This window comes from Crocinitomix catalasitica ATCC 23190, assembly GCF_000621625.1.
GTDB lineage: Bacteria > Bacteroidota > Bacteroidia > Flavobacteriales_D > Crocinitomicaceae > Crocinitomix > Crocinitomix catalasitica.
Window position 1 is genome coordinate 25,437 of record NZ_JHXV01000029.1, and the last position, 26,317, is coordinate 51,753.

The window sequence follows — 26,317 nt, forward strand, 5'->3', positions numbered from 1 at the left end:
TGGAAATATGCAAATCCGGGTACCTCAATTGGAAGACCTTCCTGAAGCAAGTCGAATATTCTTGGAACAAACTAAAGGTCATAAATCATTCGCGTTTTATGGATCTATGGGAGCTGGAAAGACAACTTTTATTACGGCTGTTCTAAAAGAAATGCAAATTGAGGACCATGTTTCGTCACCAACATTTTCAATTGTTAATGAGTATTTTTCACTATCTTACGGAAAGGTTTATCATTTCGATTTTTACAGAATAGAAGACGAAATGGAAGCATACGATATTGGGGTTGAAGAGATTTTTGAAGAAGACGCTTATTGTTTTATAGAATGGCCTGAGCGAATTGATAACCTTCTTCCCGAAAAATGCGTAAATGTGAATATTCACGAAGAGAATGGTTGTAGAATAATCGAAATAAATACATGATTACTGATCCAGAAACACTGAAAGCCTTAATGCAAGAGGGGAGTCTATTACCAAAAGCAGAAATGTTGGCAATAGGAAAGAAGAAAGGGAAATTACGCATTGGTATTCCTAAAGAGACAACCTATCAAGAGAATAGAGTCGCATTGAATCCGGAATCAGTACAGTTTTTAGTGAGCAATGGCCATCAAATTTTGGTGGAATCAGACGCAGGTAAAAAAAGTCGTTATCTGGATATTGATTATTCCGAAGCGGGAGCAGAAATTGTCTATGATCGATCTGAGGTCTTTAAATGCCACATAATATTAAAAGTAGCACCACCAACTGACGCTGAAATTGAAATGATGCCTGGTCATCAAACAATAATTTCAGCACTTCAATTGACATTACATCCCAAAAAAACACTCATGTCGCTGATGCAGAAAAAAATTACTGCAGTGGCTTGGGATTATATTCAAGACGATCAATCCATTTATCCTGTCGTTCGGGCAATGGGTGAGATTGCAGGGAATACTTCAATTTTAATCGCTGCAGAATTATTGTCTGATTATAAAACAGGTAAAGGGATAATGATGGGCGGTGTAGCGGGTGTTCAGCCTACAGAGGTTGTGATTCTAGGTGCTGGAACAGTAGGTGAATATGCCTGTCGAACTGCTTTAGGATTGGGAGCTTCAGTCAAAATATTTGACAATTCTATTTCAAAATTAAGACGATTACATAATGATATTGGAAGCAGGGTTTATACCTCTGTGATTCAACCAAAAATATTAATGAAGGCAATACAACGAGCTGATGTTGTAATAGGGGCTGTACGTGCTTCATTCGGTCGTACACCTTGTATTGTAACTGAGGAAATGGTGCAGAATATGAAAAAAGGTTCTGTCATTGTTGATGTGAGTATTGATCAAGGCGGATGTTTTGAGACTTCTCGTATCACAAATCACGAAGTGCCAACTTATATCAAGCACGATATTATTCATTATTGTGTGCCCAATATCGCATCGCGTGTCTCTAGGACAGCATCTATTGCCTTAAGTAATATCTTTTCACCCATTATGCTAGAAATTGGTGAGGTGGGGAGTTGTAAAGATTTAATAAGAAAAGATTATGGTTTTAGAAGTGGTGTTTATATCTACGAAGGCAATTTAACCAGTCAAATTCTAGGTAAAGTTTTCGACTTGCCGTATAAAAATATTGAGTGGTTGTTGGCGATGGGGAATGTTTAGGGTTCACCGGAGGTGGAAAGGCGGAAGATCCAACTACGCTGAGCTTTGTTGTACGAGGCAAAAGGCCCAACTTCGCTACTTCCTTCTCCAAAGGCTTCGGCCGTCAAAGAAAGCTAAATTGGACAAGGTAAAAGATCCAACAGCTCTGAATTTTAATATTTTAGTGGTTGTTGATTTCGACTCCGCTCAATCGACGTTAACATTTTCGCTGATTGAGCAGTGAAACAAAAAAAATAAGCATTATACCTTTGAAAGGATGAGAAAATCAAAAAAGTCCGAGGAACGATAACGGATATATTATGAAATCACCTTTATTTCAGAAGAAATACTTTATAATACCTTGTATCGAACTTATCAATTAAGCGTAATTTTTGATCATTGTATAAGACAGAGTCGCCGATTTTTTTATTAAAATTTTCCTGATCTATAGGCATAATTTTTAATGTGTAAAACACTTCATCGAAATTTGCATTTTCAATTTTTAATAAATAGTCTGAAAATCTGCTTGGAGCAAACTGTATATCGTAAGAATTACATAAAGGAATTGCATTACTGTAGAACGAATATGAATATGCAAATGTTGTAAAAAGTGGTTTGTTTGATATTTTTGGAGCAAACTTTTGGAGCCCTTCCTTAGTGGCAAACGAGGGTTTGTTAAAATATACAAAATAAATAGATGCAATAAAGGGTATAAAGATTATTGGGTAAAATCGTATTTTCTTTATTAGTAAAAAGGTCAAGAGAAGAATTAATGAAATTGTAAAAGCAACATAAAAATAAAAAGGTAGATTATCATAGTAGCCATAGTTAAGAGCTTCCCAATAAACGCTTGAATTATTAACTTTTACAGCATATAAATAAATTAATAAACAGGGAATGAATGTGCCAATTAGTTCTTTTTTATTTTTATGGTTAAGCATAATTTCAACTACTCCAACAATAGCAAACGGCATTAATACAATCCATTTTTTAAAAGGATAACTATTGACAAAGATTGATTGAAAAAAGGCCATTATTATAATACTAAGTATAATGAAATGGTATCGTTTTCCTTTTTTTGTTAGTATTAATTTACCATAGTGGAATATTATAAAAAGAAATCCCCAAAGTAAAACAGGGTTAAATCTAAAAAGGTTAGTTGTTAAAATACCAATTGGATTCAATAAATTCTTAAACCAACTATCCGTATTAATTGTTGGTCTAGCATTATCATATTCCGTAAAAGAGCCCAAATATTCTTGTATCGAATGACCTGTTAAATATAACCCAATTATGAAAATGAAAATACCTAATAAACCTCCTAAACTCACAAATAATAATTGTTTGTATTCTGAAATAGATTCTTTATTAAATACTAAATAAAGAAATGTGCCTAAAAAAAATCCAGTCGGGAGAAATGCATTATACGGGTAAATGTATAACACTGAAAGCGCACCTAAAACGCCGAGAATTAATGTTTTGTTTTTTTTTAAGTTGTTTTGAAATAGTATATACAGAAATAGTGTTATGGCTAGAATTGAATATATTAAGGGTTGATTATAGCGACTAAAAGTAAAAAAAGTAAAATCAGTTGAAACTAAAAAAAGAACAAAAAGGGGGAGGAAATAACCTTTTTCTTTAATGGAATAGTATTCTAATTGAATGTGTTGTGTGATTTTATACAGTAGAATAATAATAATAAGTGAAATTAAAACAGCAGGTGCTCTTTGGCCAATAAAAGTATTTCCGAAGCATTTATAAGATAAATAATGCAACGGGTAACTATGAAACATAAAAGGTTCATTTTCGAGATTTTTGAACCCTTCAATTAGTTTATCGTTACTGTTATAATAGTCTCTTAATGCTGAATTTGAATAGACAACTTCGTCTTCAAGACAGATACCCCCAATCATATATGAGGGAGAGTCTTGATCGAGGTACACGAATCGAAAAAAAAGCAGCGTCAAAATAATTAAAAAAAGAAAATTGACCTTGTTTGTGAAAATTTTGGACATACGAAAAATATCTGCTTATTAAGTTTAATCTTTAAGCCGACAATATAGAAATTTAGACTGAATAATTATTAATAGTTTTAAACTAGAAATACCTTTGTGTAAAATTGCATTACTTTTGAAGTTTACTTTGCACATTTATGAAGAGTATTTTTTTTAAAGGCCTAAATGAAATTAGAGCAATTGCGGCTGTTTTTGTTGTGTTTCACCATATTGAACTTTATAAACATAGAGATGGCTTAATTAGTTTGTACGATACCAATCTGAATTATTTTATTAGTCATTTAGGTAAAAATGGAGTGTATATTTTTTTTGTTTTAAGTGGTTTTTTAATTACGTATTTATTATTAAGTGAAAAATCCCAAAAAAATAAAATTGATATTCGTAAATTTTATTTTCGAAGAATATTAAGAATTTGGCCTCTTTATTACCTAATAGTTTTTTTTTCATTTGTAATCATACCATTCGGAGCAAATTATTTTGAAATATTTCAAAATGAAACGCATTATTTTAGTCGGGTTTTAATGCTGCAAGATGACCCATACTTAACGCTACTATTATTTGTGCTTTTTCTGCCTAACTTAGCTTTAATGTTAAAACCTGCTGTCGTAGGAGCATCTCAATCATGGTCAGTTGGAGTTGAAGAGCAATTTTATATCGTTTGGCCACATTTAGTGAATAAAAGTAAAAATAAATTTATTTTATTGGGTTTATTTTTTTTAATAGCAATAGCTCCAATTTATCCAATATTGTTACGATCCATTAATCTAAAAGCGAGCGAGTTTTTGATATTCATGATAAAATTAATACCAATTCATTTTATGGCAATTGGCGGTATCGGAGGTTTTCTACTTTTTTATTATAGAATTCAGATTGAGAGAGTATTAAATTTTCGTTTTGCCTTTCTATTAAATACGATGATTATAATTATTTTCTTTTGTGTAAACTTTAATTTCGCTTTGAAAAATTTATTTTTTGCAGGATTTATTATGATTGAAATTCTTTTTGTATCATCGGATCTCTTTAAAAGGAATTTAAGAAATTATACTTTAGATTATTTGGGTAAAATATCATATGGGATTTATATGTATCATCCACTTATAATGTATATCTGCTTTGCTTTATGTAACGAATATATTCCTAAAACGAATTTATTCTTATATAATATAGCTGTTTACGGTTCTATTTTTATTGGATCAATCCTAATAAGTAAAATATCTTTTATTTACTTTGAAAAATGGTTTATTGATTTAAAAAACAAGAATTTTACTGTCTTAAAAAGCGGTAGTGAAGATTAAATGAATGCACTTTCAAAGAACGGAAAATTTAGTAATTTTAAACGTATCGGATTATTCAAAAAAACTCTTAATACTATCAGAAATATAACTCACTTCCTGAATCGTTAGATCATAATATAAAGGTAACCTAATTAAACATTGACTAAAATTATCTGCATTTTCAAGGGCTTCACCTTTGTATTTATCTTGAAAAAACACACTTTTATGCAAACTAAGGTAATGGAATACTGCATGAATTTCTTTTGCTCTTAGATATTCAATTAGTTTTTGACGCTCTTCCGCTGAATTACACACCAAGTAGAACATGTGTGCATTATTAGTAGCGTATGAAGGAACTTTGGGGAGCTTAACAAATCCTTTTGCTTCAGTTTCACTTAATTGATCGTAATATTGATTCCATAGTGAAACACGCTTTGTTTGAATTTTTTCTTGATTTTCAATTTGCGCATATAAAAAAGCTGCGACAACTTCTGATGGCAAAAAAGAAGACCCTACATCTACCCAGCCATACTTATCAATTTCGCCACGAAAAAAAGCAGCACGATTTGTGCCCTTTTCCCATATAATCTCACTTCTACCAATTGAATCATCTTTATTTACAGATAATAGTCCTCCTTCTCCAGAAATAATATTTTTAGTTTCATGAAAAGAAAAGGCGCCAAAATCGCCAATTCCGCCTAAAGGTTTTCCTTTATAAAAACTATCAAAAGCCTGTGCTGCATCTTCGATAATTTTTATGTCATATTTTTTAGCCAACTCCAACATCGGATCCATATCACATGCCACACCGGCATAATGAACAGGAACAATTGCTTTTGTTTTAGGTGTAATCAGTCCTTCTAATTTATTGACATCAATATTGGGATGATCTTTTTCACTATCGGCAAATACGATAGTCGCTCCACGCAATACAAAAGCATTGGCTGTAGAAACAAATGTATAAGTAGGCATTATTACCTCATCTCCAGGTTGTATATCGGCTAATAAAGAAGCCATTTCTAGCGCATCTGTACAAGAAGATGTTAATAAGGCTTTTTTGAATTTATAATGATCTTCAAAAAATGATTGACATTTTTTAGTGTATTTACCATTTCCAGATAATTTTTTCGAATTTACAGCATCAACAATATATTCTGTTTCTTTTCCCGTTAAAAAGGGTTGGTTAAATGGAATCATGCAAAGGATTTAATGTGTGGTCAACGATTTTAAAATTCTAATTATATTTAGTGCGTGAATATAGCAATTTTTGGAATAAACCATATCATTTCTGTAAGTTTAGCGCAGATACATTACATGAATAATGACAAGATTTATGGTGTTTATCGATCTCATTTAAGTAAAAACGAATACTGTGATATTTATTTAAATAACAGCAATTTTTTTGCAAATGAAGAACGAATAAATTTTGACGTTATTTATTTTATTGCAGGGTTTGTCCCCAGAGGTGCATATAACGTAGCAGATGGGAGGTTAAACGAAATAAATGTTAATCTTCCTAAACGAATTATAGACCAATTTCCGAATGCTCGATTCGTTTATTTATCAAGTGTTGCAGTATATGATGGTCAACAGGATAAAATAGATGAGAATACAGTTTGTAAGCCAGCTAATTTATATGCAAAGAGTAAGTTGGATGGGGAGATGAATACAAAATCGGCTAAATCGTATGGCATTATGAGAATGACGTCATTATATGGTGAAGGAATTGGGGACAATAATTTTATCAATAGAGCGATAAGCCAAGCTATAAATAAAAATATTATTATTCTTTTTGGAAACGGTGAAAGAAAACAAAACTACATTCATTTTCAAGATGCTGCCCATTATTTATTTGCTATTGGGACAAGTCTAAACAACGGAATATTCTTAGCTTTGGGCGAAGGAAATTATAGTAATAAGGAAATTGCTTTGAAGATAAAGTCGTTTGTCCCAACTTTAAATATAAAATACGTTGGATCAGATGATACGCCTTCAATTTTATATTTTAATAACATTACAACTGAAAAATTGGAATATACCCCACAAGTTTCAGTGAACGAGGGGATTAAAAGGATATTAAATAATGTATAGAATATTAGTAACAGGAATTGGTGGAAATGTAGGGCAAGGAGTTTTAAAAAACTTGCGTAAGCTTAATGAAGATTTTTTTATCATAGGAATTAATATTCAGGCTGTAAGTGCAGGGAATTATTTATGTGATAAAGTAATTAAAGTTCCATATGCATATGAGGATGGCTATGTTGATGCAATAAAAGAAATTGTAAAAAATGAGCAAGTGGATCTTATTATCCCAACAACTGATTTTGAAACATTGTATCTGTCTCAAGCCAAAATTAGTAATTTGGTCACCTCTCCTTACGACACGAATGCAGTATTTGTAGATAAATATCAAACATATCTTAATTTTAAAAAATGTGATATTCCTTTTGCTTATTCTTTTTTACCATCAGAATTTCATAAAGAACCTAAAGGGGATTATATTTTTAAGCCTAAGCAAGGTCGTGGATCACGTGGTATAGTTATTAACCCTAGTGATCTTTCGAGTTTTTCCGATGATGATTATATGGGGCAAAAATATATTGAAGGAAAAGAGATTACTTCTGCCTTTTATGTTACAAAAAATGGTGATTTACACGGTGTGATTTCAATGTATCGAACGCTCGTTAATGGAACAACAGACTCTTGTTCGGTTACTAATGATCATGAAGATAAAATTATTGAAATTATAAAAAACATCATTAAAAACTTTAAAGTTAGAGGCTCTTGTAATGTGCAATCGCGAGTAGCTTCAAATGGCGAAATTATCCCTTTTGAGATCAATGGCCGCATTTCGGGTACAAATTCAATACGTTCTCATTTTGGATTTGATGATGTACGATATATTATTGAAGAGTATTTACACAATACGGAACCTTCGCCAACAAACATAATTAATGGTTCTGCAATGCGAATCTTAACAGATGTTATTTATCCAGGTGTTTTAGAAATAGAAGACGTAAAAGGACAAACGATTAAACCTATATTATTTTGAGTACTAAATACGATTTTATATTTTTTGATGTAGCAAATACATTGTTGCATAAACCTAGTTTGTTTGAAAAATTATCAGAAGCATTTGAGCGGCATAATTATAATTACGAATTGAGTGAAATTCGAAATAAACACAAATTGTTATCTGAAGTGATTAAGTTTCCAGATAAAACGAGTCTTGAATTTTATACTTTTTTTAATGCAGAACTTTGCATGAGTTTGGGGGCTATTCCTTCAGAAAGTTTATTGCATGATATGTTTAGTAATTGTTCTTATCTGCCATGGGAGCCTTTTGATGATGTCGTTGCTTTAAATAAGCTTGAAATACCCATTGGAATTATTTCAAATTGGGATGAAAAGTTAAAGTCCATGCTGTCTTCAAAAATTAATATTGAATTCGATCCAATTATCGGTTCTAATTACGAGGGTGTTTGCAAGCCTGATATTCGAATTTTTGAGAATGCTTGGAACAAATTAGGCAAGGATAAAAAGAAGATTCTTTATGTCGGCGATTCAATTAAGTTGGATATGCTACCCGCTTTAGAAATAGGCTGGGATGTATGCCTTATTGATAGAGATAATTTATTTAGTAACTTTCCTTTTCGTACAGATAGCCTTATGAATTTAAAGACTAAATTGTTATGACAAAAAATGAATTATTAAGTCTTGTCGTACCTGTTTATTATGAAGAAGAGTGCGTCTTAGAGTTTATCGCTCAAACAACTGCGGTACTGCATGAAATGGATGTTCGGTATGAAATAGTTTTTATAGATGATGGTAGCACGGATCAAACAGTTAATTTAATTAAAGGGAAAATCATAGAAAATCCTAATATTAAATTGATAGAGTTTTCGTATAATCATGGTAAACAAGCCGCTGTTTCGGCTGGTATTCGTTACGCAAAAGGAGATTATTTGATATATATGGATCCAGATTTACAAGATCCACCCCATGAAATACCTCGTTTTGTTGAAGAAATAGAGAAAGGTTATGATTTAGTCTTTGGTGTAAGAAAGGAGAAAAAGGACAGTTTTATCAATAAACTCTATTCAAAAGTATTTTGGGGAACTTTAGAAAAATTCACTGGACTAAATTTACCAAGAGGCTTGGCAGTAATGCGTATTTTTAACAGAAAGTTTGCAGATATTTTTAATCAGTATCCTGAAAGTAATCGATTTATTGAAGGGATCTTTATGCATATCGGTCTAAAACAAACAAATATAGAGGTTGAACAACAAGAGAGATTTGCAGGTAAAACTAAATTCAATTTTAAAAAGAAAATGCAGCTTGCTGTCAATGCAATAATAGATTACTCAAACTTACCGCTTAAAATAACAATGCGGGTTGGTATATTTATTACGCTGCTCGGTTTGTTGTCATTGCTATCAATATTTATTGTTAAATTTTTCTTTATTGATTTTCAAACAGGCTGGGCTTCGTTAGCAAGCATAATGATTTTTGGGTTTGGATTACAAACCTTTTTTTTAGGTATTGTCGCGAGATATATAGGAAGTATTTACAAAGAAGTCAAACGAAGACCTCATTATTCCATTAAAGAATTTAATAATTTTGAAGAATGAAAAAGCTTGCAATTATTGGAGCTGGCGATCTAGGTGCTTTAGTAAAGCATCATGCTTTAGATTCAAAATTTGAGGTCGTTGGTTTTTTTGATGATACTTTAGAAGAAGGAAGTGATATTCTAGGTGTTAGAGTTTTTGGAGGCGTTAACAAGATTAAACAAGTGTTTGATAAAGGAGAGTTTGATGTATTATTTGTAGCTATTGGGTATAAGCATTTTAAATTTAGAAACGCAATTTTCGATAAATATAAAGGCAAAATACCTTTTGCAAATATCATTCATTCCTCTGTTTATGTTGATAAATCTGTTGAATTAGGAGAGGGGATATTTATTTTACCCGGGGGAGTACTTGATGCTAATGTTAAGATTGATGATAATGTGTTACTCAATACCTGTGTAATTATTGCACATGATACACAAATAGGAGCCCATAGTTTTCTTGCGCCTGGCTGTAAACTTGCTGGATTTATAAGTGTTGGCGAGTGCTGCAATATAGGCATTGGTACAATTATCATCGATAATGTCACAATTTCAAATAATATACAAACAGGCGGAGGGGCTGTTGTGGTGAAAGATCTTAAAGAAGCAGGATTATATATTGGTTTACCTGCCAAACTGATTAAGCGTTAGTAGTATTTGGTAATCTCCTCTTCATTTATGATGAGCTTAGGAGTTTCATTAGACCAAGTAAAAGTACCAACGTCATTCCATGGTATTGCTTCTAATTTCTCGAGTTGATTCGGTACAAAATGATCAGGAGAATAGATGGGCTTATGTTTAATAATGAAAGTAGCTCCTTCCATTTGAATATTATTCTCTGCTAACCAAAATGCTGTATATAATTTTAATCCATTTGCTAATTTTTCGTGAGTGAATTTTGTTGTGTTTACGCGAAAGGTCCAATTTACCCAATTCGCACCTGTATTGTAATAACCAGGTTTCCCTTTTTTGTCAATAATCGGTAACCAAATCTTTTTGTTGCCTTGTATGTATTCTACAGCAAATAGGTCTTTGTAACTGACGTAATGGTTGTCGTTAAAAACAGGGTGATTAGTGATGCCTAAAAATAATCTGGAAAAATTTTTTATCTTGAAACTTGCTTTAAAAACGGCATTCTCAGGAAAATCACTCGTTTTCTGTGTTCTTAATTGATAAACTTTCAAATATGAGTGAAAGGAGGAATTCAATTGTATACAGCTCAATAAAATGAATATTATACATAGCTTAAAGATGCGAAATTGTTTAATAGTTAAAAATGAGGTTATTTTTTTTGTTTCATCTGTTTCTGTTAAAATATTAACAGTACAGCTGTCTTCATTACAGACTTCTATAATTCTATTTTTTGCAATTTTTTTATAAATGAATTGTCCAATATTTTTAATGCCTGGAATTAAAAGAAGCAAAGCAAGCGGGGCTGTGTATACCATCTTCAAAAGAACCTGTATGTATGTTTGATAACCAATAAAAATCTTCTGATCTTGCGATAAGGAATGGATGTTGTTAGCTAGTTCTTTAGGACTAGTTTTTTTTAAGGCATCTATTTTACCTTGAGCTTCAGATATTGAAACAAAACTAATAGCATTAAAAAGGTCTAAACTTTGAATAGCACCTTTCGTTTTGTTACATAAAGGACAGTCAGTGTCATAAATGAACGTTAATTGAGTTTTTTTAAATTGAAAAAAAATGGTGATTTTACGCCAAAATTTAGCAGGTATCATTAAGATGTAAAGGGAAATAGCTCCATAAGCAAATAAAGGTATAGGATAGTAAATAAAAATACCAATGTGCAAGCCAATTCCGATAATAACAAGACTTAATCTAATTTTTTTAAACCACATTAAGAAAATAAAAGAGGCTTCGAATAATATTGTTAGATAACCCAATACTAACATTAATAATTCCGAATTCAGAATAATGTTGAAATTAGAATTATTAAAATTAGACATCACGGATGGTCTCCACATTCCTAGTCCAGACATCCAAGTGGGTGATGTTAATTTGTAAATAACGGAGTCGGCGTAAACAAATCCAAGACCTACTAGTACAATAAGGTTGTAATATAAGACCGTTGTTTTGTGTTCAATATAATAAGTAGTACGAACACCACTATATTTTATTTTTCTAAAGAGATTATCTAATGAAAAAGAATCACTTATTGGTACGAAAATGAGTAAGAAATTGATGCCTAAATAAACATAGAACATATGGTACTCGAAGGTGGTAATCAAACCAAAAAACAAAATGGAATAAATATAATTGACAATAGTCGTTACCTTTGTTTTATAGCCGATAATTAAGAGAATCACAATCAATTGCCATACAAGTAAAAAAGGTCCGAAATTTAGTTCAAACGGTTCAACAAAAGGTATATAATCAAATCTCAATTCTTTGAAATGACGCATTTCTGCCACCTCTAAAAATAAAACAATACCCCAAAAAACTCTAAAAAGCGCTAAGCCGTTAGTACTAACTTTTTTATCGTATGCCTTTTGGAATAGATTAAATATGAATTTAAACATTTTTCAATTTTTTTAGATGCTAGTATGCAAACAAAGGCAAGTCACTCATTAAGCTATGGACCTCATTTTTAATAGTTGCAAGTACTGTTTCATCATCTTTATTCATCAATACACGATCGATTAAATCAACGATAGCACCGATTTTATCTTCTTTAATTCCTCTAGTTGTGATGGCAGCAGTTCCGATTCGAATACCAGATGTTACGAAAGGTGATTCAGTATCAAATGGCACCATGTTTTTATTGACAGTGATTTCAGCTTTTACTAAGGCGTCTTCGGCTTGTTTGCCGTTTAATCCTTTCGAACGTAAATCAATTAACATAGAATGATTGTCTGTCCCACCAGAAACGATATCATAACCTTTCTCCATGAACGCGGCAGCCATTGCTCTTGCATTGGTAACTACTTGTTGCATGTATACTTTATAAGAAGGATCTAAAGCTTCTTGAAACGCGATGGCTTTAGCAGCGATAATATGTTCTAATGGTCCACCTTGACTTCCTGGGAATACAGCTGAATCTAAAAGAGAACTCATTTTTCTAATCGTTCCTTTTTTCGTTGTAATTCCCCAAGGATTATCGAAATCATGTCTTAACATAATCACACCACCTCTTGGTCCTCTTAATGTTTTATGTGTAGTTGTGGTAACAATATGGCAATGATCGAATGGATCTTTCAATAATCCCGCAGCAATTAATCCTGCAGGGTGAGAAATATCAGCAAGAATAATAGCACCGATTTCATCAGCTACTTTTCTAATTCTTGCATAATCCCAATCTCTAGAATATGCAGATGCACCACAAATAATTAATTTTGGTTTTTCTTTTCTAGCGATTGCCTCTAATTGATCGTAATCAACTTGACCAGTTTCTTTAGAAACACCATAAAAGAAATTTGTAAAACGTTTACCAGAGAAGTTCACTGGTGATCCGTGTGTTAAATGACCACCGTGTGACAAATCAAAACCTAAAATGCGATCGCCTGGCTCTAAACAAGCTAATGTCACGGCATAATTGGCTTGAGATCCTGCATGTGGTTGAACATTTGCCCAAGTAACATTAAACAGTTTTTTTAAACGATCGATGGCTAAGTTTTCAACTTTGTCTACAACTTCACAACCGCCATAATAGCGTTTGCCTGGCAAGCCTTCAGCATATTTGTTCGTCAATACGGAACCCATGGCTTCCATAACTTGGTTACTTACAAAATTTTCTGAAGCAATTAATTCAATTCCTTCTATTTGTCTTTTGTTTTCGTCTTGTATCAGATCAAAAATTGCCGTATCTCTTGTCATAATAATTGTTTTGACAAATGTAGAAAATTAGGTTGATTTTGTAGTTGAAAATATAGATAAAAACTGTTTGTTGTGGTTGCGATTTGAAAGGTTGAACCACGGAGAGCACGAAGTAGGCACAAAGAACGCAAAGAAAAAGAATTTTACTCATTAAAAAAGAGATCATCAGACATTCTCTAAATAATTAAAGATTTACTCAAGTTCTCTATGTTCTCTGTGATGACCATGGCGATCTCTGTTGATAAGATCATTTTTAATAAATTCCAAAAAAATGGATCACGCAAACTGATTGCATTTTATTGATTTGATTATTAGTTATAAAAGTTGCAGGATTTTGTAGCGGTTTTGAATGTTCTAACCACGGTGAGCACCTAGTACAATTTCGTTTCTCAACCTCAGTAGTTTTAAGCGAAGGAGGTAACACTACATTGGTTAAATATTCACGAAGAGCACAAAGAAAAGATCGAAACTGTAAGATTTCTATGATCAACTATGTCTGAAATAAGCTTAATATTTTAAGTTAACTCGAGTCCTACATGACCTTTGTGAAAACCTTAGCGATCTCTGTGGTTAAATTTTTTAATATTAATTTCTTGAAATATTGCAGATTATGAAATGTTTTCAGTGCGTATTTAATTTATTTATTATTTTGTTATTCTCTAAACAGCTTAATTCTAGCTGTAATTTGAAAAGTGTTAAGATTATGAGTAATATTGAAAATCAGTTAGCGAATAAAATAATCGGTTGTGCTATTGACGTCCGTAGAGCCTTAGGTCCAGGATTACTCGAAAGTGCTTATAAAGCGTGTTTGTTTTATAAGCTGCAACAAGTTGGTTTAGTTGTTGAAAAAGAGAAAGCAATGCCCTTGGTTTATGAAGAAGTACACTTGGAGTTCGGGTATCGAATTGATCTATTAGTCGAAGGCAAAGTCGTGATTGAATTAAAAAGTGTTGAAGGCTTAACTGATGTTCACCTTGTACAGACTTTAACTTATTTGAAGTTAGGAGACTATAAACTTGGATTACTAATAAATTTTAATGTTTCATTACTGAAAAATGGAATTAAAAGAGTTATCAATGGGGATTTATCTTAATGTTTATAAGCAAGGTGAATAATCTGTGTTTAAAAGCAACCTATTACCTAATTTCGATTTGATCGAATTAAACTCGAACGACACAAAAATTTTTTATAAAAAATTAAGGTTAATAATAAATAAAGAACTTGATAAAGCACGAGTTCTCTGTGGACTTTGTGAAAACCTTGGTGAACTCTGTGGTTAATTTTTTTATTTGTTTTCAAGCAATATGGGAACAATTATCTACTAAATATTCAGGACTCATTTACCTCACCTGACCCCAAAAATCTAAAAAGCACGTAAAATACCATTAAAGGCAAAAAGGACTGAACAATTCCCATAATCGTTCTGATGACGCCATAGATGTCTTGTGAGAATCCAAATAAGTAACCAATTCCGTAAAAAATAGCAGAAATTAGAATTAAGACTCCATATGCGATAATGACTAGGCGGTTGTTTTCTCTTGACTTAAATGCTGTATTGATGATGAGTAAAGTCATGCCTAAAAAGAATAAAGAGAAAAGTATGGTCAAAATCCATTTTAGTGTAAGAATAGAAGACGGTGCCCATTCCAATAGAAAGTAAAATTCTTGACGTGCAGAATTTCTACGGCCTTCTGTTAGTGTTTTTAAGATCCAATTGATATTATAGAATACATAGAAACGTAAGAACCCCAAGAGGACAATACCTGCTGTAAGGATTGTTAATTTAACTTTTTTGCTCATGGCTAGGACTGTATTTTTTAGCCCACCAAAACCAAAGTAGGAATATAATGGCGTAAACAAAAATAGTGAAAGTGTAAAGGTGGTTAAAATCTAAATATTGTGGATAATAATTATTAATTAAAATCAATGCAATGATACGTAAGATGTTTGCCAAATGAATGATTATGAGCCCTAAAGGGATGAACCATAATTTCTTTCTAATTGGACCGGGAAAGGCTAAAAGAAAAATAGTAAAAATAGAGAATAATTTAAAACCATTACATTCACTTCCTACCCAAATACCGCGAAAGTTACCGCCATCTAATAATAAAATCACCATGCCTCCATCAAATTCAATATGTGTTTGTACACCAAACCAAGTAAAAATGGTTTGTGCCATGTCCACAATATTATAATTGATCCAAAAATCCCAATAGGTAAATTCTTTAATGACAAAATAATAGAGTAGGAGCCAGATGATATAACCTCCGGCAGCCAAGGTTAAAAAGCGTGCGGCTTTATTTGATGGAAGTTTGAACATAGATTATTTAAAAGAACAAATTTAAATAAAAAAAACGCAATCATAGATTGCGTTTTTTTTATTGTTTTAAAAATAATTTAGGCTTTTTTGCCATATAATTTTTTGACACCAATTGCTGCACCGGCCGCTATCAAGAAGCCAATTCCACCATCGATTGGAACACACTCAGGTGTCCAACAAGGCGGTGCATCACCTGTTGTTCCACCACCACCCGGAGGTGTTCCACCTGGAGGTTGTGCAAATAACATGACATTACTTGCCAAAAAGAAGACTGCCAAACACAATCTAAGTGTATAGTATCGAATTTCTACTTTCATTGTAATCGTATTATAAAATAATTTTTTTCGTAACAATATCATTTCCTGTTCTCAATGTCATGATATAGAAACCTTTTAGATGCGAAGGTAAGCTAATAATATTACTTCCATTCGTTATATCTATAGAAATTTCAAATTCTTCAGTTTGACCAATAGTGTTCACTAAATTAACTTGTGTTGAAACCTGGTAAGTTTCTTCACTCATTACTTCTACAATTGTCCCCATCTGCGTAATCTCTAGACCTGGAGCATCAACAATGACAGTTCCTGTTTTATCTTCAGGTGAACCTACTGTATATTCCATATCAGATGCCATATTGTTATTTAAGATCAATTTAAATCGTGTTGATTCAACCGTGTCCGCCATTCCAAAGAAAGTATAATCTGAAGTTTTTAAATCTGTAATTTCCCCATTTTCTAAATCAATCAATTGAATGTTTTTATAGAATCTAAAGTTGGCAAAGTTCTCTATTGAAACAGTATGATAACCATCATTCTTTACTTTTACGGCTAGATCAAAAGCTTTATTACGGCCATCTTTTTTGATATAGTTTTTTCGCACCATCAATGTGTCTGTAATCACCGCGAATGAAGGTGCTTTTACGAACGATGGCGCTAGATGTACGACATCAAATAAAGTGTCTGCGATATCGTTGGCGTCAGCATGTTCCGTTATATATACTGCACAATTATAAGTAGAACCGTTTTCTTTTAATCGAATAATTAAATCTTTACTGATTTCATCTTCGTCTCTAAAAAACGTAGCATCGGTAAGAATTTCTTTGTCTGCTTGGTGATATGTAACGGTTCTAGTTGCACCATTGTCATTAAAAACCCATACACCTTGACCAATTGCAATTAAACCATTGTTTGTGATTTCAGGAACACTAGAACTTCCGCCACCTGAACCATCATACCATTGAAAGCCTCCACTAGTAGCATCATAGACATAAAAATAATTGCTTATGCCTGTCCCTTTTGCAACAGTATTATAGTTAAGCGGGCAAGCATAAGGATTTCCAATTGTTGCCCAACCTCTACCTACAATCGGTTGGGTTAAATTTAGAGCTGAATTTAAAGGGCCTTTTGAAGAAATTGTAGCACCAGAGAAAACATCTAAGTCATCACCAATAAAAATTTCATATCCACGTCCATTTTCTATTGTTCTATCCACATTAGGAACATTTCGATGTTCATCTCTTTCAACATATTTTACCGAGGTAAAACAGCCATCAACTCCCCATGCACAGCCATCAGGAAAACCAGTTCCACTCATTGCGATATCCGTATCCCATTGTGCGAAAGTAGCTCCGATTACAGGTGACGCTAAAGTACGCCAATCGGCTACACCAGCAGGTAAATTCCTTCTTACAGTGAAATTACCATTAAAATAATTTGATGGACTATAATTAATACCAATACGTCCACCTTCCGTTGCGGAAATAGAATTAACAATGAAATTAGCAGCTGGATCAATTGTTACCTCACCTTTAGTAGGTGTTAAAATCCCGTTGAGAATAAAGTCACCACCTGAAAAAGTTACAATATCTAAATTTACATTATTAATATGGATATCATTGAAGCTCACTTCACTTGCAGGTGCAGACAATGTGATCTCTTGATCGGCAGGACCTGTTAAATTAAGTTCGCCTTCTGTAAAGTTCAAAGTGCCAGCAATTGTAAAGTTATTTTTAATTTCCAAATCAACATCAATTACATCCATTGTCAAAGTACCACCAGATTCTATTGATAAATAATTTGTTACAGCATTCGCATCAACAGTAACGTTATGCCCATCTAATACGAAAACAGAATCTATAACACTTGGTATACAATCACAATTCCAAGTAGAAATATCATTCCAGTCTCCCGTTGTTTCTGATTCAATTCGTTGTATATTTGAAATACCAGATACCGTGAAGAAATCACCATCAGTGATGTTTACAGTAAAACTTACAGTTTTATCAATAGCATTGTATATACCCTTAGTCGTATCAGCATTAATGAAAATACCATCGTCATCCGTTAATAAATAATAAGTGTTTGGATCGGCGAAATCATTCGCACCTTCTACGGTAAAAACTAAATCGATTGTACCCGCATCTGTACCGTTCTCATCATAACGCCATGTTCTTAACCATCGTCTATGATCAGGAAGACTTGGAGGTACATCAGATAAATTGTGATCATATAAAGGTAAGTCATCATGTCCAACGAGAGCGTATTCGTCTGTCCCTAAAGCTGATGGGTTTGATATGTTCAAAATTCCAGTCCCTTGCGATTCAGTATGAGTATTTGTACCATCGTTACCTATACCTATGATTCCGAATTTATGTACTCCTTCATGCGCGTAATAATCCTCGGGAATAGTAAGACCGTATTTATTACCTAAATAATTTTCTATTAAAATTCTTTCGAGACTGTTCAATAAAGTATTAAATACAATCACTTCAGAAATTTCTCCGTTTAATACGACACCGCCTGTTGGACGTTCTAATGTACCATTTTCATATCGTCCTAAAAAGGTCGCTTCATGAGCTGAAGTTGTATAACCTATGTCTCTTGTAACTCTATGTAATATACCATCATGATAAGATAGTAAATTACTAGAATTAAATGTGGTGAATATCATAGACGTTTCAGTAGCGTTATTAAAAGCTTTTTTTCTATAATTATCGATTGAACTAGTAAAAATAGGTGTTCCTAAATTTCGGTAGGTAATCCATTTTCTTATCTGATCAGTATGATTTGTGCTAATTAATACAGATTTTGATGTTCCTGGACTACTGAAAATAACAAAATATGATATTTCGTTACTGTTTAAACCCGGTATCGCAGAAGATGCCAAGACATCATCCGTACCGTCAAAATGCATTTGGGGCAATCCTCCAATTCCACTACTTTCAAAAACTGGTTGAAATCTAGAAAGGGGTTGCAAAAAATGATTGTCATTACCTGAAATATCTGACCACCTAGCGACACTACCACCATCAGGAAATCCTGTAGAATTGGCATCTAACCAAATTTGATTGTTGACACTGTTTCCAACGCCAGCGGGTCCGGTTTGCGCCACAATTGTATTGGAGGCTAATAAACCAAGCAAAAGTGCTGCACTTGATGAGATATATTTAAATAAAAATACTTTCATAATATTATAGGTATAATAGTTTCTATGCAATATTACGTATATTTTTTAAAATGAGTTGGTAATAAAATAGATATAGATAGATTAATTCGTTTAACATACGTCTTTTATAGATGAAATAGAAGACTTATCTTTTGAATGAGTTATTTTAAAAATAAGACTTACTTTTGTGGAAAGTAAATTTTTGTTAAAATGCAGAGTCAAGATATTAGTGCACATAATACTTCTAATAAGTTAATTGAATTAAAAGATTTGACTTTCATTAAGAATATTTTCCTTAAAAACTTATGGATTATACTCTTATTACCGCCTTTAGGCTATTTGGCAGGTTATGTTTATACCTATCGTTTAACCAATATTTATGGAGCGAAAACAGAATTACTTTTAAAATCCAATGAAACTTATGATTACCAAGATAAAATTTATCAGGGATTAGGGGCTTATGGGGTTTATATGGATGTGCAAAATCAGATTCGAATATTAAGGTCTCGGGATTTGGTTGGGGAAGTGATCGATAAATTAGATTTTACCACATCCTATTATATTGTCGGTCGTATCAAGAAAGTAGAGGTATTTGAAGGTTTGCCTTTCAAAGCTGAAATTAATGTATTGAACCAGCAATTGTATGAAAAGGAGATTGAGATTGAAATTTTAGATTTAGAATCATATAGAATTTCGTACGAATATGCCGGAGAAATTTACACGAAAGAACATTTGTTTAATAAAGTCGTTACAACAACTGACTATGAATTAAAACTTAGTCCACAATACGGATTTAGTGAAAAGAATATTGAAACTTTAAAAAGATCTAAATACGCTTTAGTGTTTCATTCAAGAGATCGATTGATTGGCCAATATCAGTCAAGGTTATCCATTAAGAATATTGAATATACCAGTGTTTTAGAATTATCAGTTCAAGATGAATTAAAAAAAAGAGCTAAAGTTTATTTGGATACTTTTGCCAATACATATGTGGATTATTCAAAACGAATCCAACTGGAAGTGAATGAAAATACATTGGATAATATTCAAAAACAATTGGATACGTTAAATGTGTTTATAAGAGCAACAGAAAATGAACTTTTGCATTTTAAAGATGAGAATGCCATATTAAATGTGGCGAAAGAAGAAATTGAATTTTTTGAAGAATACCTGTCTTATACAAGAACAAGTAGAGAATTAAAAGAGAAAAAATCTTCGGTGAATGCGCTTTTAGAATATCTTAAAACGGGCGATGATGGCCGATTTTTACCACCTGCTTTTTATATAGAATCTGAAGATCATTATATTCAAACGGCGGTAACAAATATTCGGGAAAAGCAAATCAAATATGATTTAAATAAAATTCAGGTATCTGAAGAACATACATCTATGATAAACCTTCAAAAGGAAATTGCTGGTTTGGTTAATGATGCGAAAAAGTATTTGGAAAACGTACTTGGAGGGCTGGATTTAAAAATTATTGAAACGAATAGTTTTATTGATGATTTTAAAGATCAGATCAGACGAATGCCAAAATCTGCACAGGCATTGAAGACTATTGAGAGAGAATTGGAGGTAAATAATAATATGTATTTATTCTTATTAGAGAAATTGACAAATACGCTAATTGCACGGGCAGGAATTATACCGCAAGTGAGAATCATTGAAAACACGGTAAGTACTGGTTTAATCTATCCGGATAAAACTAAAATGATGCGATTATTTGTTTTAGGTGGACTTTTACTGGCATTATTTATCGCCTTGATACGACAATTATTTTATGCAAGGATTGAAAATGTTGAAGAATTATCAGATATTGACGGAATGAATGTGATTGGAGGAGTGCCTTACTTAAAGAAAATTCTATCACCGATAATGGTGGTGAATCAGCCTAAAGCACAAGTCACAGAAAGTTTTAGAACAATACGATCCAATCTCTCTTATCTTGGAGGCGAAAGGCAAGATGGAATCGCAAAAAAAGTGATGTTATCTTCATTTTTTCCAGGAGAAGGTAAAACATTCAATTCATCAAATATTGCATCTTTAATTGCAATGGGAGATAAGAAAGTGTTGTTGATGGATTTTGATTTACACCGACCGAAAGTGCATAAGATGTTTGATATAGAAAACACGAAAGGTGTTTCTAACTATTTAATTGGAAAATTAGGTTTTGATGAAATTGTAAACTCTAATATATTACCCAATCTGGATGTAATTAGCGCTGGGCCTATTTCACCTAATCCTTCTGAACTGGTATTAAGAGATAAGGTGGATGAATTGTTTAAATATGCCGAAGACAAATATGATTATATCATTGTGGATACACCACCGTTTGGATTATTAAATGATACGATTGAATTAATCAAATATGTCGATGTCTTTTTGATCATCATGAATACGAAATTTGCCAAACGATCAGGTGTGAATAAAATGGTGAATATGCTCAACAAGTATGATGATGTGAGTAAGGGGTATATATTAAACGGAATCAAACAAAATAAATTCCAATATTATTATTCTAAATATACCTACAAATACAGTTATTCATATAATTATGGATATGGCTATGGTTACGGTGAAGAATATACAAGTGATAAGAATGAGGATTAAAAAGATCTGCTTTGAATTAAAAACATTGTGGTTTTAAATAAATGGATTTAAAATATAATTATTATAATCTTGAGCTAATTTGTAAGATCATTTTTAGGATCAATTTATCCCATAAAAACTGCGTTTTTATTTTTTTAAGTGAATTTAACTTTAATTGATTTAAAGTGTCATCATTTAATGCAATAGATGAAATTAAAGCGTTTTCTAATTCCTTTTTGTTATGTATAGGGATCAAAAATCCGTTATTTTTATCCACTAACATTTCAACAGCACCAGTATCAGTGGCAATGATAGCCAAGCCTCTCGCCATCCCTTCTAGTATCACGTTAGGCATCCCTTCAGCATGACTGGGGCATACCAATACATCCATTTCATCCAATACAGCGCAAATCGTTGCTGCCGTGCGCAATTCACCGTGATAGAAAAATTGTGCATCTTTAATTTGTTTTGCTTCGGGGATAGGTCCAATAAAATGAAATTCGTAGTTGACGTGTTCAGGTAATATTTTTAATACTTCATTTAAATCATTGATACCTTTGCGTTCTTCATCGCGCCCCATGAAAACGAATTTTCTTTTATGCTGTGTATTAAGTTCGTTTGCGGATCTCAACCATTCTTTGTTGAGACCGGAAGTGAAATCAAATACTTGTTTTTGAGATACCTTGAATTCCTTGAGTATTAAGTCCGTTATTTTTCCGCCATAAGAGAAAATATAATCGGCATTTTCATTGTTCCAACGGGTTGGGCCTTGCAATAATTTAGATTCTATTTTCTGCTTCAAAGAAGGCATGTTCTGGTACATTTCATACCCATGAAATTTTACGCTAATAGGCGGTAGTTTAATACCTTTCTTTTTCTGTTCCATCGCATACCAACCTGTAAAACCTTTGGTATAAATAAAATCAAATTGATTAAAGTCAATGGCGTTGAAAACGAGCTTGCTGTATTGATAGGATTCTCGTAAATAATGACCTGGTATTTTTCCAGGTTTAGGGAATTTTAAGCCAATTATTTTATGAAGTTGTGTATTTAGTTTACCAAAAAGTTGTTGGTTCACCATTTTGTCTGATGGCAATTCTTGATCAAAACCAACACAATGTACCAATGTAATATTGACACCAGCGAGGGTGAAATATTTGGCTAAGTTGGCGGAATGTCTTTGCATGCCTCCAGTAACATAAGGAGTAATGCCGTCAGTGATGAGCAATAGATTCATTTAATTCAACTTAAGTAGGTATTTAAATATAAATTTTAATCCTTTGGGATGGATAGGGGATAGCGTATTAATTCGGTTGTAGTTTTTTAATTTACTTAATTGTGTTTTGTCATTACATGTCTCAAAAATAAGTTGCGTGAGCTCTTCGAATTTCTTTTTCGAAAGATTTTGAACCCTGTATTGATATTGAATAGTCGACAGGGCTTCGAATAAGGTGCCTATTAGATCTTTCTTATCAAGAGAAGATTCGACTTTAGCATAGAAGTCTGCATAATAATTGCAGCAGGCTTTTACAAATTTTTCATAAAAAACATCAGTATTAAAATTTAATCGTTTTTCATCGATTCTATAAAATATTTCAATTGAACTTTCTGAAAATAGTTTACCTTTTAGATCAGCAATCAATGCTCTGGTATGCAATTCAACATCCTGTAAACGATTATAGTTTAAATTAAAACCGTTTAATTTTTCTATCGTTGTTTTTCTCCATAAAACTTGTGGAGTCCCCCATAATATTTGATGTTTTAGGAATTTTGACAATATGTTTGAATGTGAGAGGTTCGAGGGCAATATCCAATACTCTGTTTTAGGACGATCTTCAATTTGTTTTTCAAAAACTCCCATGTTAAAAACCCAGAAATCGAAAGCCGGAAAATTCGAAGCGGATTCAATTTGGTTCGAGAGACAATTTTCAGTCATTACGTCGTCAGCGTCAAAAAATAAAATATATTCCCCTTTAGCAAGTTTTAATCCTTCATTTCTGCAATAATTAGCCCCTTTATTTGTTGCGTTTGATTTTGATTTAATCTGATCGTGTTTTACAGCGAAATTATCAGCAATATTTTTAGTTCCATCCGTGGAGCAATCGTCTATAATTATGAGTTCCCAATTTTTATATGTTTGTTCAATAACGGAATTAATACAAGCCGTCAAAAATTCAGCTTTATTATATGAAGGAGTTACGATCGAGATTAAAGGATTCACAGTTTGATTTTAAATCTTTGGTATTTACTTGTCTAATTAGTGTGAATTTTTGGTTTAGGATAAATATACTGTTTTAAGTTATTTTTTTCGAAAAATAAATTATCACATTGGTTCATGGCTAAAATAATCATTTGTTCTAGTTCATTTTCAGTTTCTGCACAAATGTTTTTTATGGAACTATTTTTTATTGGGAAATTAAATTTATCCATACCTACTGGATACAAAATGGTTTTGAATCCCATAAAAAGCCTTTCATAAATTATGGAACTGTGAAAGGCTACCGCTAAGTCTACATCCTGAAAACAATGACTTGAAGCCAATTTTGTATCATTTATTTTGAAATTATGAGAATTAAGGATTAAGTTATAATGCTCACGTACTTGATCTAATCCTAGTTTTTTTTCTTTTGGGTGTAAAAAAATAGTTAATTTGAACGTTTTATTTTGGTCAACTACCTTTTGAAGTAATCGCAGGACAGTGTTTTCATTGTCAATTATATTTAACCCTTGATCCATGTGATCCTGTTTAGCCCTGATCCAACCACCCGTTGAGTAAAAGCCGATTTTATTTTTACCAATAGAAAGATCTTTATCTTCATACAAATCAATATATTCATGAGACCGTTCTGGTCCCCATTGGATTATGTTATTCGCTTGGATAGTATTCGCAAAATGTTCAGCTTCGTCTAATTGGTATGCAGTGTTTACAACTAGTGTATCTGTTAAAATATTAGAATTCCACATAGATATAGGAGCTAGTGATGTTATTTTTATGATTTTATGTTCTAGTTTTAAAAGTTTATCCGCAAGATAATTTGACGAGTTATCATAAATACAGTAATAATATATTTCAGTATTAACATTGTTTTTTAAAGCTTCCATTAAGTTTTTCCACTGTAACTTATGTTGAATCAATAGGGCGAAACTAGATTTATCTTTATAAAATAAACTTGTTAAAAATGACAATCCAACCAACGGTAGATTAAATAAAGTGAACCAAATTTTCTGTTTATTTGAAGTAAACCCAATAAAATCGTCAAGAACAATAAATTCATAACCTTTTGTACCATTATAATAGTTTAAATAGGCTATTCTAGTTTCTTTAGCATTTACGTTTATGTCAAAAATTAGATGTTTTCCTGAAATTGTTTTTTGATTTATGATTGGTTTTTTTAATAATCCGTAAAAATAAATCAGTGGCAATAAAATTTTTGAGGTGTCTTGTTTGCCAAAACGAAAAGACTTTCCAAAAGTATGGTTGAGTATAATTTGGTTGGTTTTATTCAATTTTAGATTGAATAATTTACAAAATATTAATTTATACATTAAGCATTTATATTATGCTCAAGAAATTTACATCCTTGAAAATATATTCAACAAATTCTCTAAAAGCTCCTTCTCCTCCATTTTTTTTAGTTACGTAATGTACCAAATCTTTAATATAGTCAGGAGAATTGTTCGGACAACAAGAGAAACCTACTTTTTGTAATAGTTTGACATCACCAATATCATCTCCAATGTACGCGATATCTTTCCATTCAATATTTAGTTCATTTTTTATTTTTTCAGCTACTGCAACTTTGTCAGAGATACCCTGAAAAAGATATTCTATATTTAGTTTTTCTGATCTGCGTCGAACAATCTCTGTATCTTCTCCAGTAATAATGCCAACAGGAATATTCATTTTTTTTGAGAAGAGTACACCTGCTGAATCGGAAGTGTTAAATTTTTTCCATTCATTGCCAGTTTGATCGTAAAACATTCCTCCATCAGTCCAAACCCCATCAATATCAGTTAAAATTAACTTAATCATATCATTTCGAATTATATATTTTTGAATTTGGTTTACAAGACTTATCAACAAAAGTGTTTGCTCCGATAATTGAATTTTCAGATATAACAATTGGTCCAACAATTACAGCTCCTGGATATACAATTACATTATCTTTAATTGTTGCTCGTCCTCCATTTTTCTCTCCAATCGTAACACCTTGATGTAATAATACGTTATTTCCTACTTTAGTTCTTGATCCAACAATAGTCCCAAAACCATGATTGATTTTAAAACTATGCCCGATCTCGGCGGAGTAATAAAGTTCAATCCCGGTTAGATACGATCCTATAGATGAATACTCTAATGCTTCTTTTTCACACCCCTCAATAAACAATTGTCTTGCTATCCGATAAAAAAATGTAACTAAAAGCCCCGGAAAATATTTAACTTTATTGTAGTCAAGTGGGGATGTGTAGTATTTTTTAAAATCACTTTTGAAAACATCCTCTATAATTATTATTGATTCAGTACTCAAATTGTCGTAATCTGGATTAAATATTGTTTTACTTATTATTTCTTTTAAAAAGAGCTTTAGTGTCATACAAATTTAATTTT

Annotated in this window: 23 protein-coding genes; 10 read left to right on the top strand and 13 right to left on the bottom strand. The window is 32.1% G+C overall.

The features are described 5' to 3' along the window. The first annotated feature begins 7 nt into the window (after positions 1–7). Both tsaE and T367_RS0115365 read left to right on the top strand, forming a co-directional pair. Positions 8–421: a tRNA (adenosine(37)-N6)-threonylcarbamoyltransferase complex ATPase subunit type 1 TsaE gene (gene tsaE / locus T367_RS0115360; RefSeq protein ID WP_027420643.1), complete on the top strand. Its 414-nt coding sequence runs from the start codon at positions 8–10 to the stop codon at positions 419–421. Further along, positions 418–1,644 (top strand): alanine dehydrogenase, encoded by a 1,227-nt coding sequence (locus T367_RS0115365; RefSeq protein ID WP_027420644.1) that lies wholly within the window; start codon positions 418–420, stop codon positions 1,642–1,644. The genes tsaE and T367_RS0115365 overlap by 4 nt, the downstream gene beginning before the upstream one ends. Before the next feature lie 311 nt (positions 1,645–1,955). Here T367_RS0115365 and T367_RS0115375 read toward each other — a convergent pair whose 3' ends face one another. Next, on the bottom strand, positions 1,956–3,536 hold the full coding sequence (locus T367_RS0115375; protein ID WP_027420646.1) for a hypothetical protein: 1,581 nt from the start codon (positions 3,534–3,536) through the stop codon (positions 1,956–1,958). Between the two features lie 239 nt (positions 3,537–3,775). Here T367_RS0115375 and T367_RS0115380 point away from each other — a divergent pair, with 239 nt between their 5' ends. Next, positions 3,776–4,933, top strand: a complete 1,158-nt coding sequence (locus T367_RS0115380) for an acyltransferase family protein (RefSeq protein WP_027420647.1) — start codon at positions 3,776–3,778, stop codon at positions 4,931–4,933. Between the two features lie 51 nt (positions 4,934–4,984). Here T367_RS0115380 and rffA read toward each other — a convergent pair whose 3' ends face one another. Continuing rightward, complete coding sequence (rffA, locus tag T367_RS0115385) at positions 4,985–6,109, bottom strand: dTDP-4-amino-4,6-dideoxygalactose transaminase (RefSeq protein ID WP_027420648.1); 1,125 nt, start codon at positions 6,107–6,109, stop codon at positions 4,985–4,987. A gap of 54 nt (positions 6,110–6,163) precedes the next feature. On the opposite strand from rffA, the gene T367_RS0115390 reads away from it, so the two are divergent. The 5 genes from T367_RS0115390 to T367_RS0115410 are packed head-to-tail and all read left to right on the top strand — an operon-like array spanning position 6,164 to position 10,172. Beyond that, positions 6,164–7,003: an NAD-dependent epimerase/dehydratase family protein gene (locus T367_RS0115390; RefSeq protein WP_157454265.1), complete on the top strand. Its 840-nt coding sequence runs from the start codon at positions 6,164–6,166 to the stop codon at positions 7,001–7,003. Continuing rightward, positions 6,996–7,964, top strand: coding sequence for an ATP-grasp domain-containing protein (locus T367_RS0115395; protein WP_027420650.1), 969 nt, complete (start codon positions 6,996–6,998; stop codon positions 7,962–7,964). Before T367_RS0115390 ends, T367_RS0115395 begins: the two co-directional genes overlap by 8 nt. After that, entirely contained in the window at positions 7,961–8,608 is a 648-nt protein-coding gene (locus T367_RS24135; protein ID WP_027420651.1) for an HAD family hydrolase, read from the top strand. Before T367_RS0115395 ends, T367_RS24135 begins: the two co-directional genes overlap by 4 nt. Further along, on the top strand, positions 8,605–9,543 hold the full coding sequence (locus tag T367_RS0115405; protein ID WP_035845235.1) for a glycosyltransferase family 2 protein: 939 nt from the start codon (positions 8,605–8,607) through the stop codon (positions 9,541–9,543). The genes T367_RS24135 and T367_RS0115405 overlap by 4 nt, the downstream gene beginning before the upstream one ends. Next, positions 9,540–10,172: a NeuD/PglB/VioB family sugar acetyltransferase gene (locus T367_RS0115410; protein ID WP_027420653.1), complete on the top strand. Its 633-nt coding sequence runs from the start codon at positions 9,540–9,542 to the stop codon at positions 10,170–10,172. Before T367_RS0115405 ends, T367_RS0115410 begins: the two co-directional genes overlap by 4 nt. Here the strand turns inward: T367_RS0115410 and T367_RS0115415 are convergent. After that, complete coding sequence (locus T367_RS0115415) at positions 10,169–12,061, bottom strand: DCC1-like thiol-disulfide oxidoreductase family protein (protein WP_027420654.1); 1,893 nt, start codon at positions 12,059–12,061, stop codon at positions 10,169–10,171. The genes T367_RS0115410 and T367_RS0115415 overlap by 4 nt on opposite strands. 19 nt (positions 12,062–12,080) lie before the next feature. Further along, complete coding sequence (locus tag T367_RS0115420) at positions 12,081–13,355, bottom strand: serine hydroxymethyltransferase (protein ID WP_027420655.1); 1,275 nt, start codon at positions 13,353–13,355, stop codon at positions 12,081–12,083. A gap of 703 nt (positions 13,356–14,058) precedes the next feature. Between T367_RS0115420 and T367_RS0115425 the strand changes: the two genes are divergently transcribed. Further along, on the top strand, positions 14,059–14,448 hold the full coding sequence (locus T367_RS0115425; RefSeq protein ID WP_035845238.1) for a GxxExxY protein: 390 nt from the start codon (positions 14,059–14,061) through the stop codon (positions 14,446–14,448). 236 nt (positions 14,449–14,684) lie between these two features. On the opposite strand, the gene T367_RS0115430 is transcribed toward T367_RS0115425, so the two are convergent. The 4 genes from T367_RS0115430 to T367_RS0115445 form a co-directional block, all read right to left on the bottom strand. Next, positions 14,685–15,155, bottom strand: coding sequence for an XrtX-associated membrane protein (locus T367_RS0115430; protein ID WP_027420657.1), 471 nt, complete (start codon positions 15,153–15,155; stop codon positions 14,685–14,687). Beyond that, entirely contained in the window at positions 15,139–15,675 is a 537-nt protein-coding gene (gene xrtX / locus T367_RS24140) for an exosortase X (protein ID WP_051568597.1), read from the bottom strand. The genes T367_RS0115430 and xrtX overlap by 17 nt, the downstream gene beginning before the upstream one ends. 77 nt (positions 15,676–15,752) lie before the next feature. After that, positions 15,753–15,992, bottom strand: a complete 240-nt coding sequence (locus T367_RS0115440) for a PID-CTERM protein-sorting domain-containing protein (protein ID WP_157454266.1) — start codon at positions 15,990–15,992, stop codon at positions 15,753–15,755. Between the two features lie 10 nt (positions 15,993–16,002). Then, the gene (locus T367_RS0115445; protein WP_027420659.1) at positions 16,003–19,140 is read right to left on the bottom strand and encodes a T9SS type A sorting domain-containing protein; all 3,138 of its coding nucleotides are present in this window, start codon (positions 19,138–19,140) and stop codon (positions 16,003–16,005) included. Positions 19,141–19,329: 189 nt separating this feature from the next. On the opposite strand from T367_RS0115445, the gene T367_RS0115450 reads away from it, so the two are divergent. Then, the gene (locus T367_RS0115450; RefSeq protein ID WP_027420660.1) at positions 19,330–21,729 is read left to right on the top strand and encodes an exopolysaccharide transport family protein; all 2,400 of its coding nucleotides are present in this window, start codon (positions 19,330–19,332) and stop codon (positions 21,727–21,729) included. A 61-nt stretch (positions 21,730–21,790) separates the two neighbouring features. Here T367_RS0115450 and T367_RS22685 read toward each other — a convergent pair whose 3' ends face one another. Genes T367_RS22685 through T367_RS22695 form a run of 5 tightly spaced genes read right to left on the bottom strand, consistent with a single transcriptional unit; the run spans position 21,791 to position 26,303 of the window. After that, on the bottom strand, positions 21,791–22,945 hold the full coding sequence (locus T367_RS22685) for a glycosyltransferase family 4 protein (protein WP_035845242.1): 1,155 nt from the start codon (positions 22,943–22,945) through the stop codon (positions 21,791–21,793). Further along, complete coding sequence (locus tag T367_RS24145) at positions 22,946–23,929, bottom strand: glycosyltransferase family 2 protein (RefSeq protein WP_051568598.1); 984 nt, start codon at positions 23,927–23,929, stop codon at positions 22,946–22,948. Positions 23,930–23,961: 32 nt separating this feature from the next. After that, complete coding sequence (locus T367_RS0115465) at positions 23,962–25,215, bottom strand: hypothetical protein (RefSeq protein WP_157454267.1); 1,254 nt, start codon at positions 25,213–25,215, stop codon at positions 23,962–23,964. A 46-nt stretch (positions 25,216–25,261) separates the two neighbouring features. Continuing rightward, positions 25,262–25,741, bottom strand: a complete 480-nt coding sequence (locus T367_RS0115470) for a KdsC family phosphatase (protein WP_027420662.1) — start codon at positions 25,739–25,741, stop codon at positions 25,262–25,264. Between the two features lies 1 nt (position 25,742). Beyond that, entirely contained in the window at positions 25,743–26,303 is a 561-nt protein-coding gene (locus tag T367_RS22695; RefSeq protein ID WP_051568599.1) for a serine O-acetyltransferase, read from the bottom strand. Positions 26,304–26,317: the final 14 nt, after the last annotated feature.

Coding starts and splice junctions, on each gene's coding strand:
- tsaE (WP_027420643.1), top strand. CDS start 8: ATGCAAATCCGGGTACCTCAATTGGAAGACCTTCCTGAAGCAAGTCGA.
- T367_RS0115365 (WP_027420644.1), top strand. CDS start 418: ATGATTACTGATCCAGAAACACTGAAAGCCTTAATGCAAGAGGGGAGT.
- T367_RS0115375 (WP_027420646.1), bottom strand. CDS start 3,536: ATGATTGGGGGTATCTGTCTTGAAGACGAAGTTGTCTATTCAAATTCA.
- T367_RS0115380 (WP_027420647.1), top strand. CDS start 3,776: ATGAAGAGTATTTTTTTTAAAGGCCTAAATGAAATTAGAGCAATTGCG.
- rffA (WP_027420648.1), bottom strand. CDS start 6,109: ATGATTCCATTTAACCAACCCTTTTTAACGGGAAAAGAAACAGAATAT.
- T367_RS0115395 (WP_027420650.1), top strand. CDS start 6,996: ATGTATAGAATATTAGTAACAGGAATTGGTGGAAATGTAGGGCAAGGA.
- T367_RS0115405 (WP_035845235.1), top strand. CDS start 8,605: ATGACAAAAAATGAATTATTAAGTCTTGTCGTACCTGTTTATTATGAA.
- T367_RS0115410 (WP_027420653.1), top strand. CDS start 9,540: ATGAAAAAGCTTGCAATTATTGGAGCTGGCGATCTAGGTGCTTTAGTA.
- T367_RS0115415 (WP_027420654.1), bottom strand. CDS start 12,061: ATGTTTAAATTCATATTTAATCTATTCCAAAAGGCATACGATAAAAAA.
- T367_RS0115420 (WP_027420655.1), bottom strand. CDS start 13,355: ATGACAAGAGATACGGCAATTTTTGATCTGATACAAGACGAAAACAAA.
- T367_RS0115425 (WP_035845238.1), top strand. CDS start 14,059: ATGAGTAATATTGAAAATCAGTTAGCGAATAAAATAATCGGTTGTGCT.
- T367_RS0115430 (WP_027420657.1), bottom strand. CDS start 15,155: ATGAGCAAAAAAGTTAAATTAACAATCCTTACAGCAGGTATTGTCCTC.
- xrtX (WP_051568597.1), bottom strand. CDS start 15,675: ATGTTCAAACTTCCATCAAATAAAGCCGCACGCTTTTTAACCTTGGCT.
- T367_RS0115440 (WP_157454266.1), bottom strand. CDS start 15,992: ATGAAAGTAGAAATTCGATACTATACACTTAGATTGTGTTTGGCAGTC.
- T367_RS0115445 (WP_027420659.1), bottom strand. CDS start 19,140: ATGAAAGTATTTTTATTTAAATATATCTCATCAAGTGCAGCACTTTTG.
- T367_RS0115450 (WP_027420660.1), top strand. CDS start 19,330: ATGCAGAGTCAAGATATTAGTGCACATAATACTTCTAATAAGTTAATT.
- T367_RS22685 (WP_035845242.1), bottom strand. CDS start 22,945: ATGAATCTATTGCTCATCACTGACGGCATTACTCCTTATGTTACTGGA.
- T367_RS0115470 (WP_027420662.1), bottom strand. CDS start 25,741: ATGATTAAGTTAATTTTAACTGATATTGATGGGGTTTGGACTGATGGA.
- T367_RS22695 (WP_051568599.1), bottom strand. CDS start 26,303: ATGACACTAAAGCTCTTTTTAAAAGAAATAATAAGTAAAACAATATTT.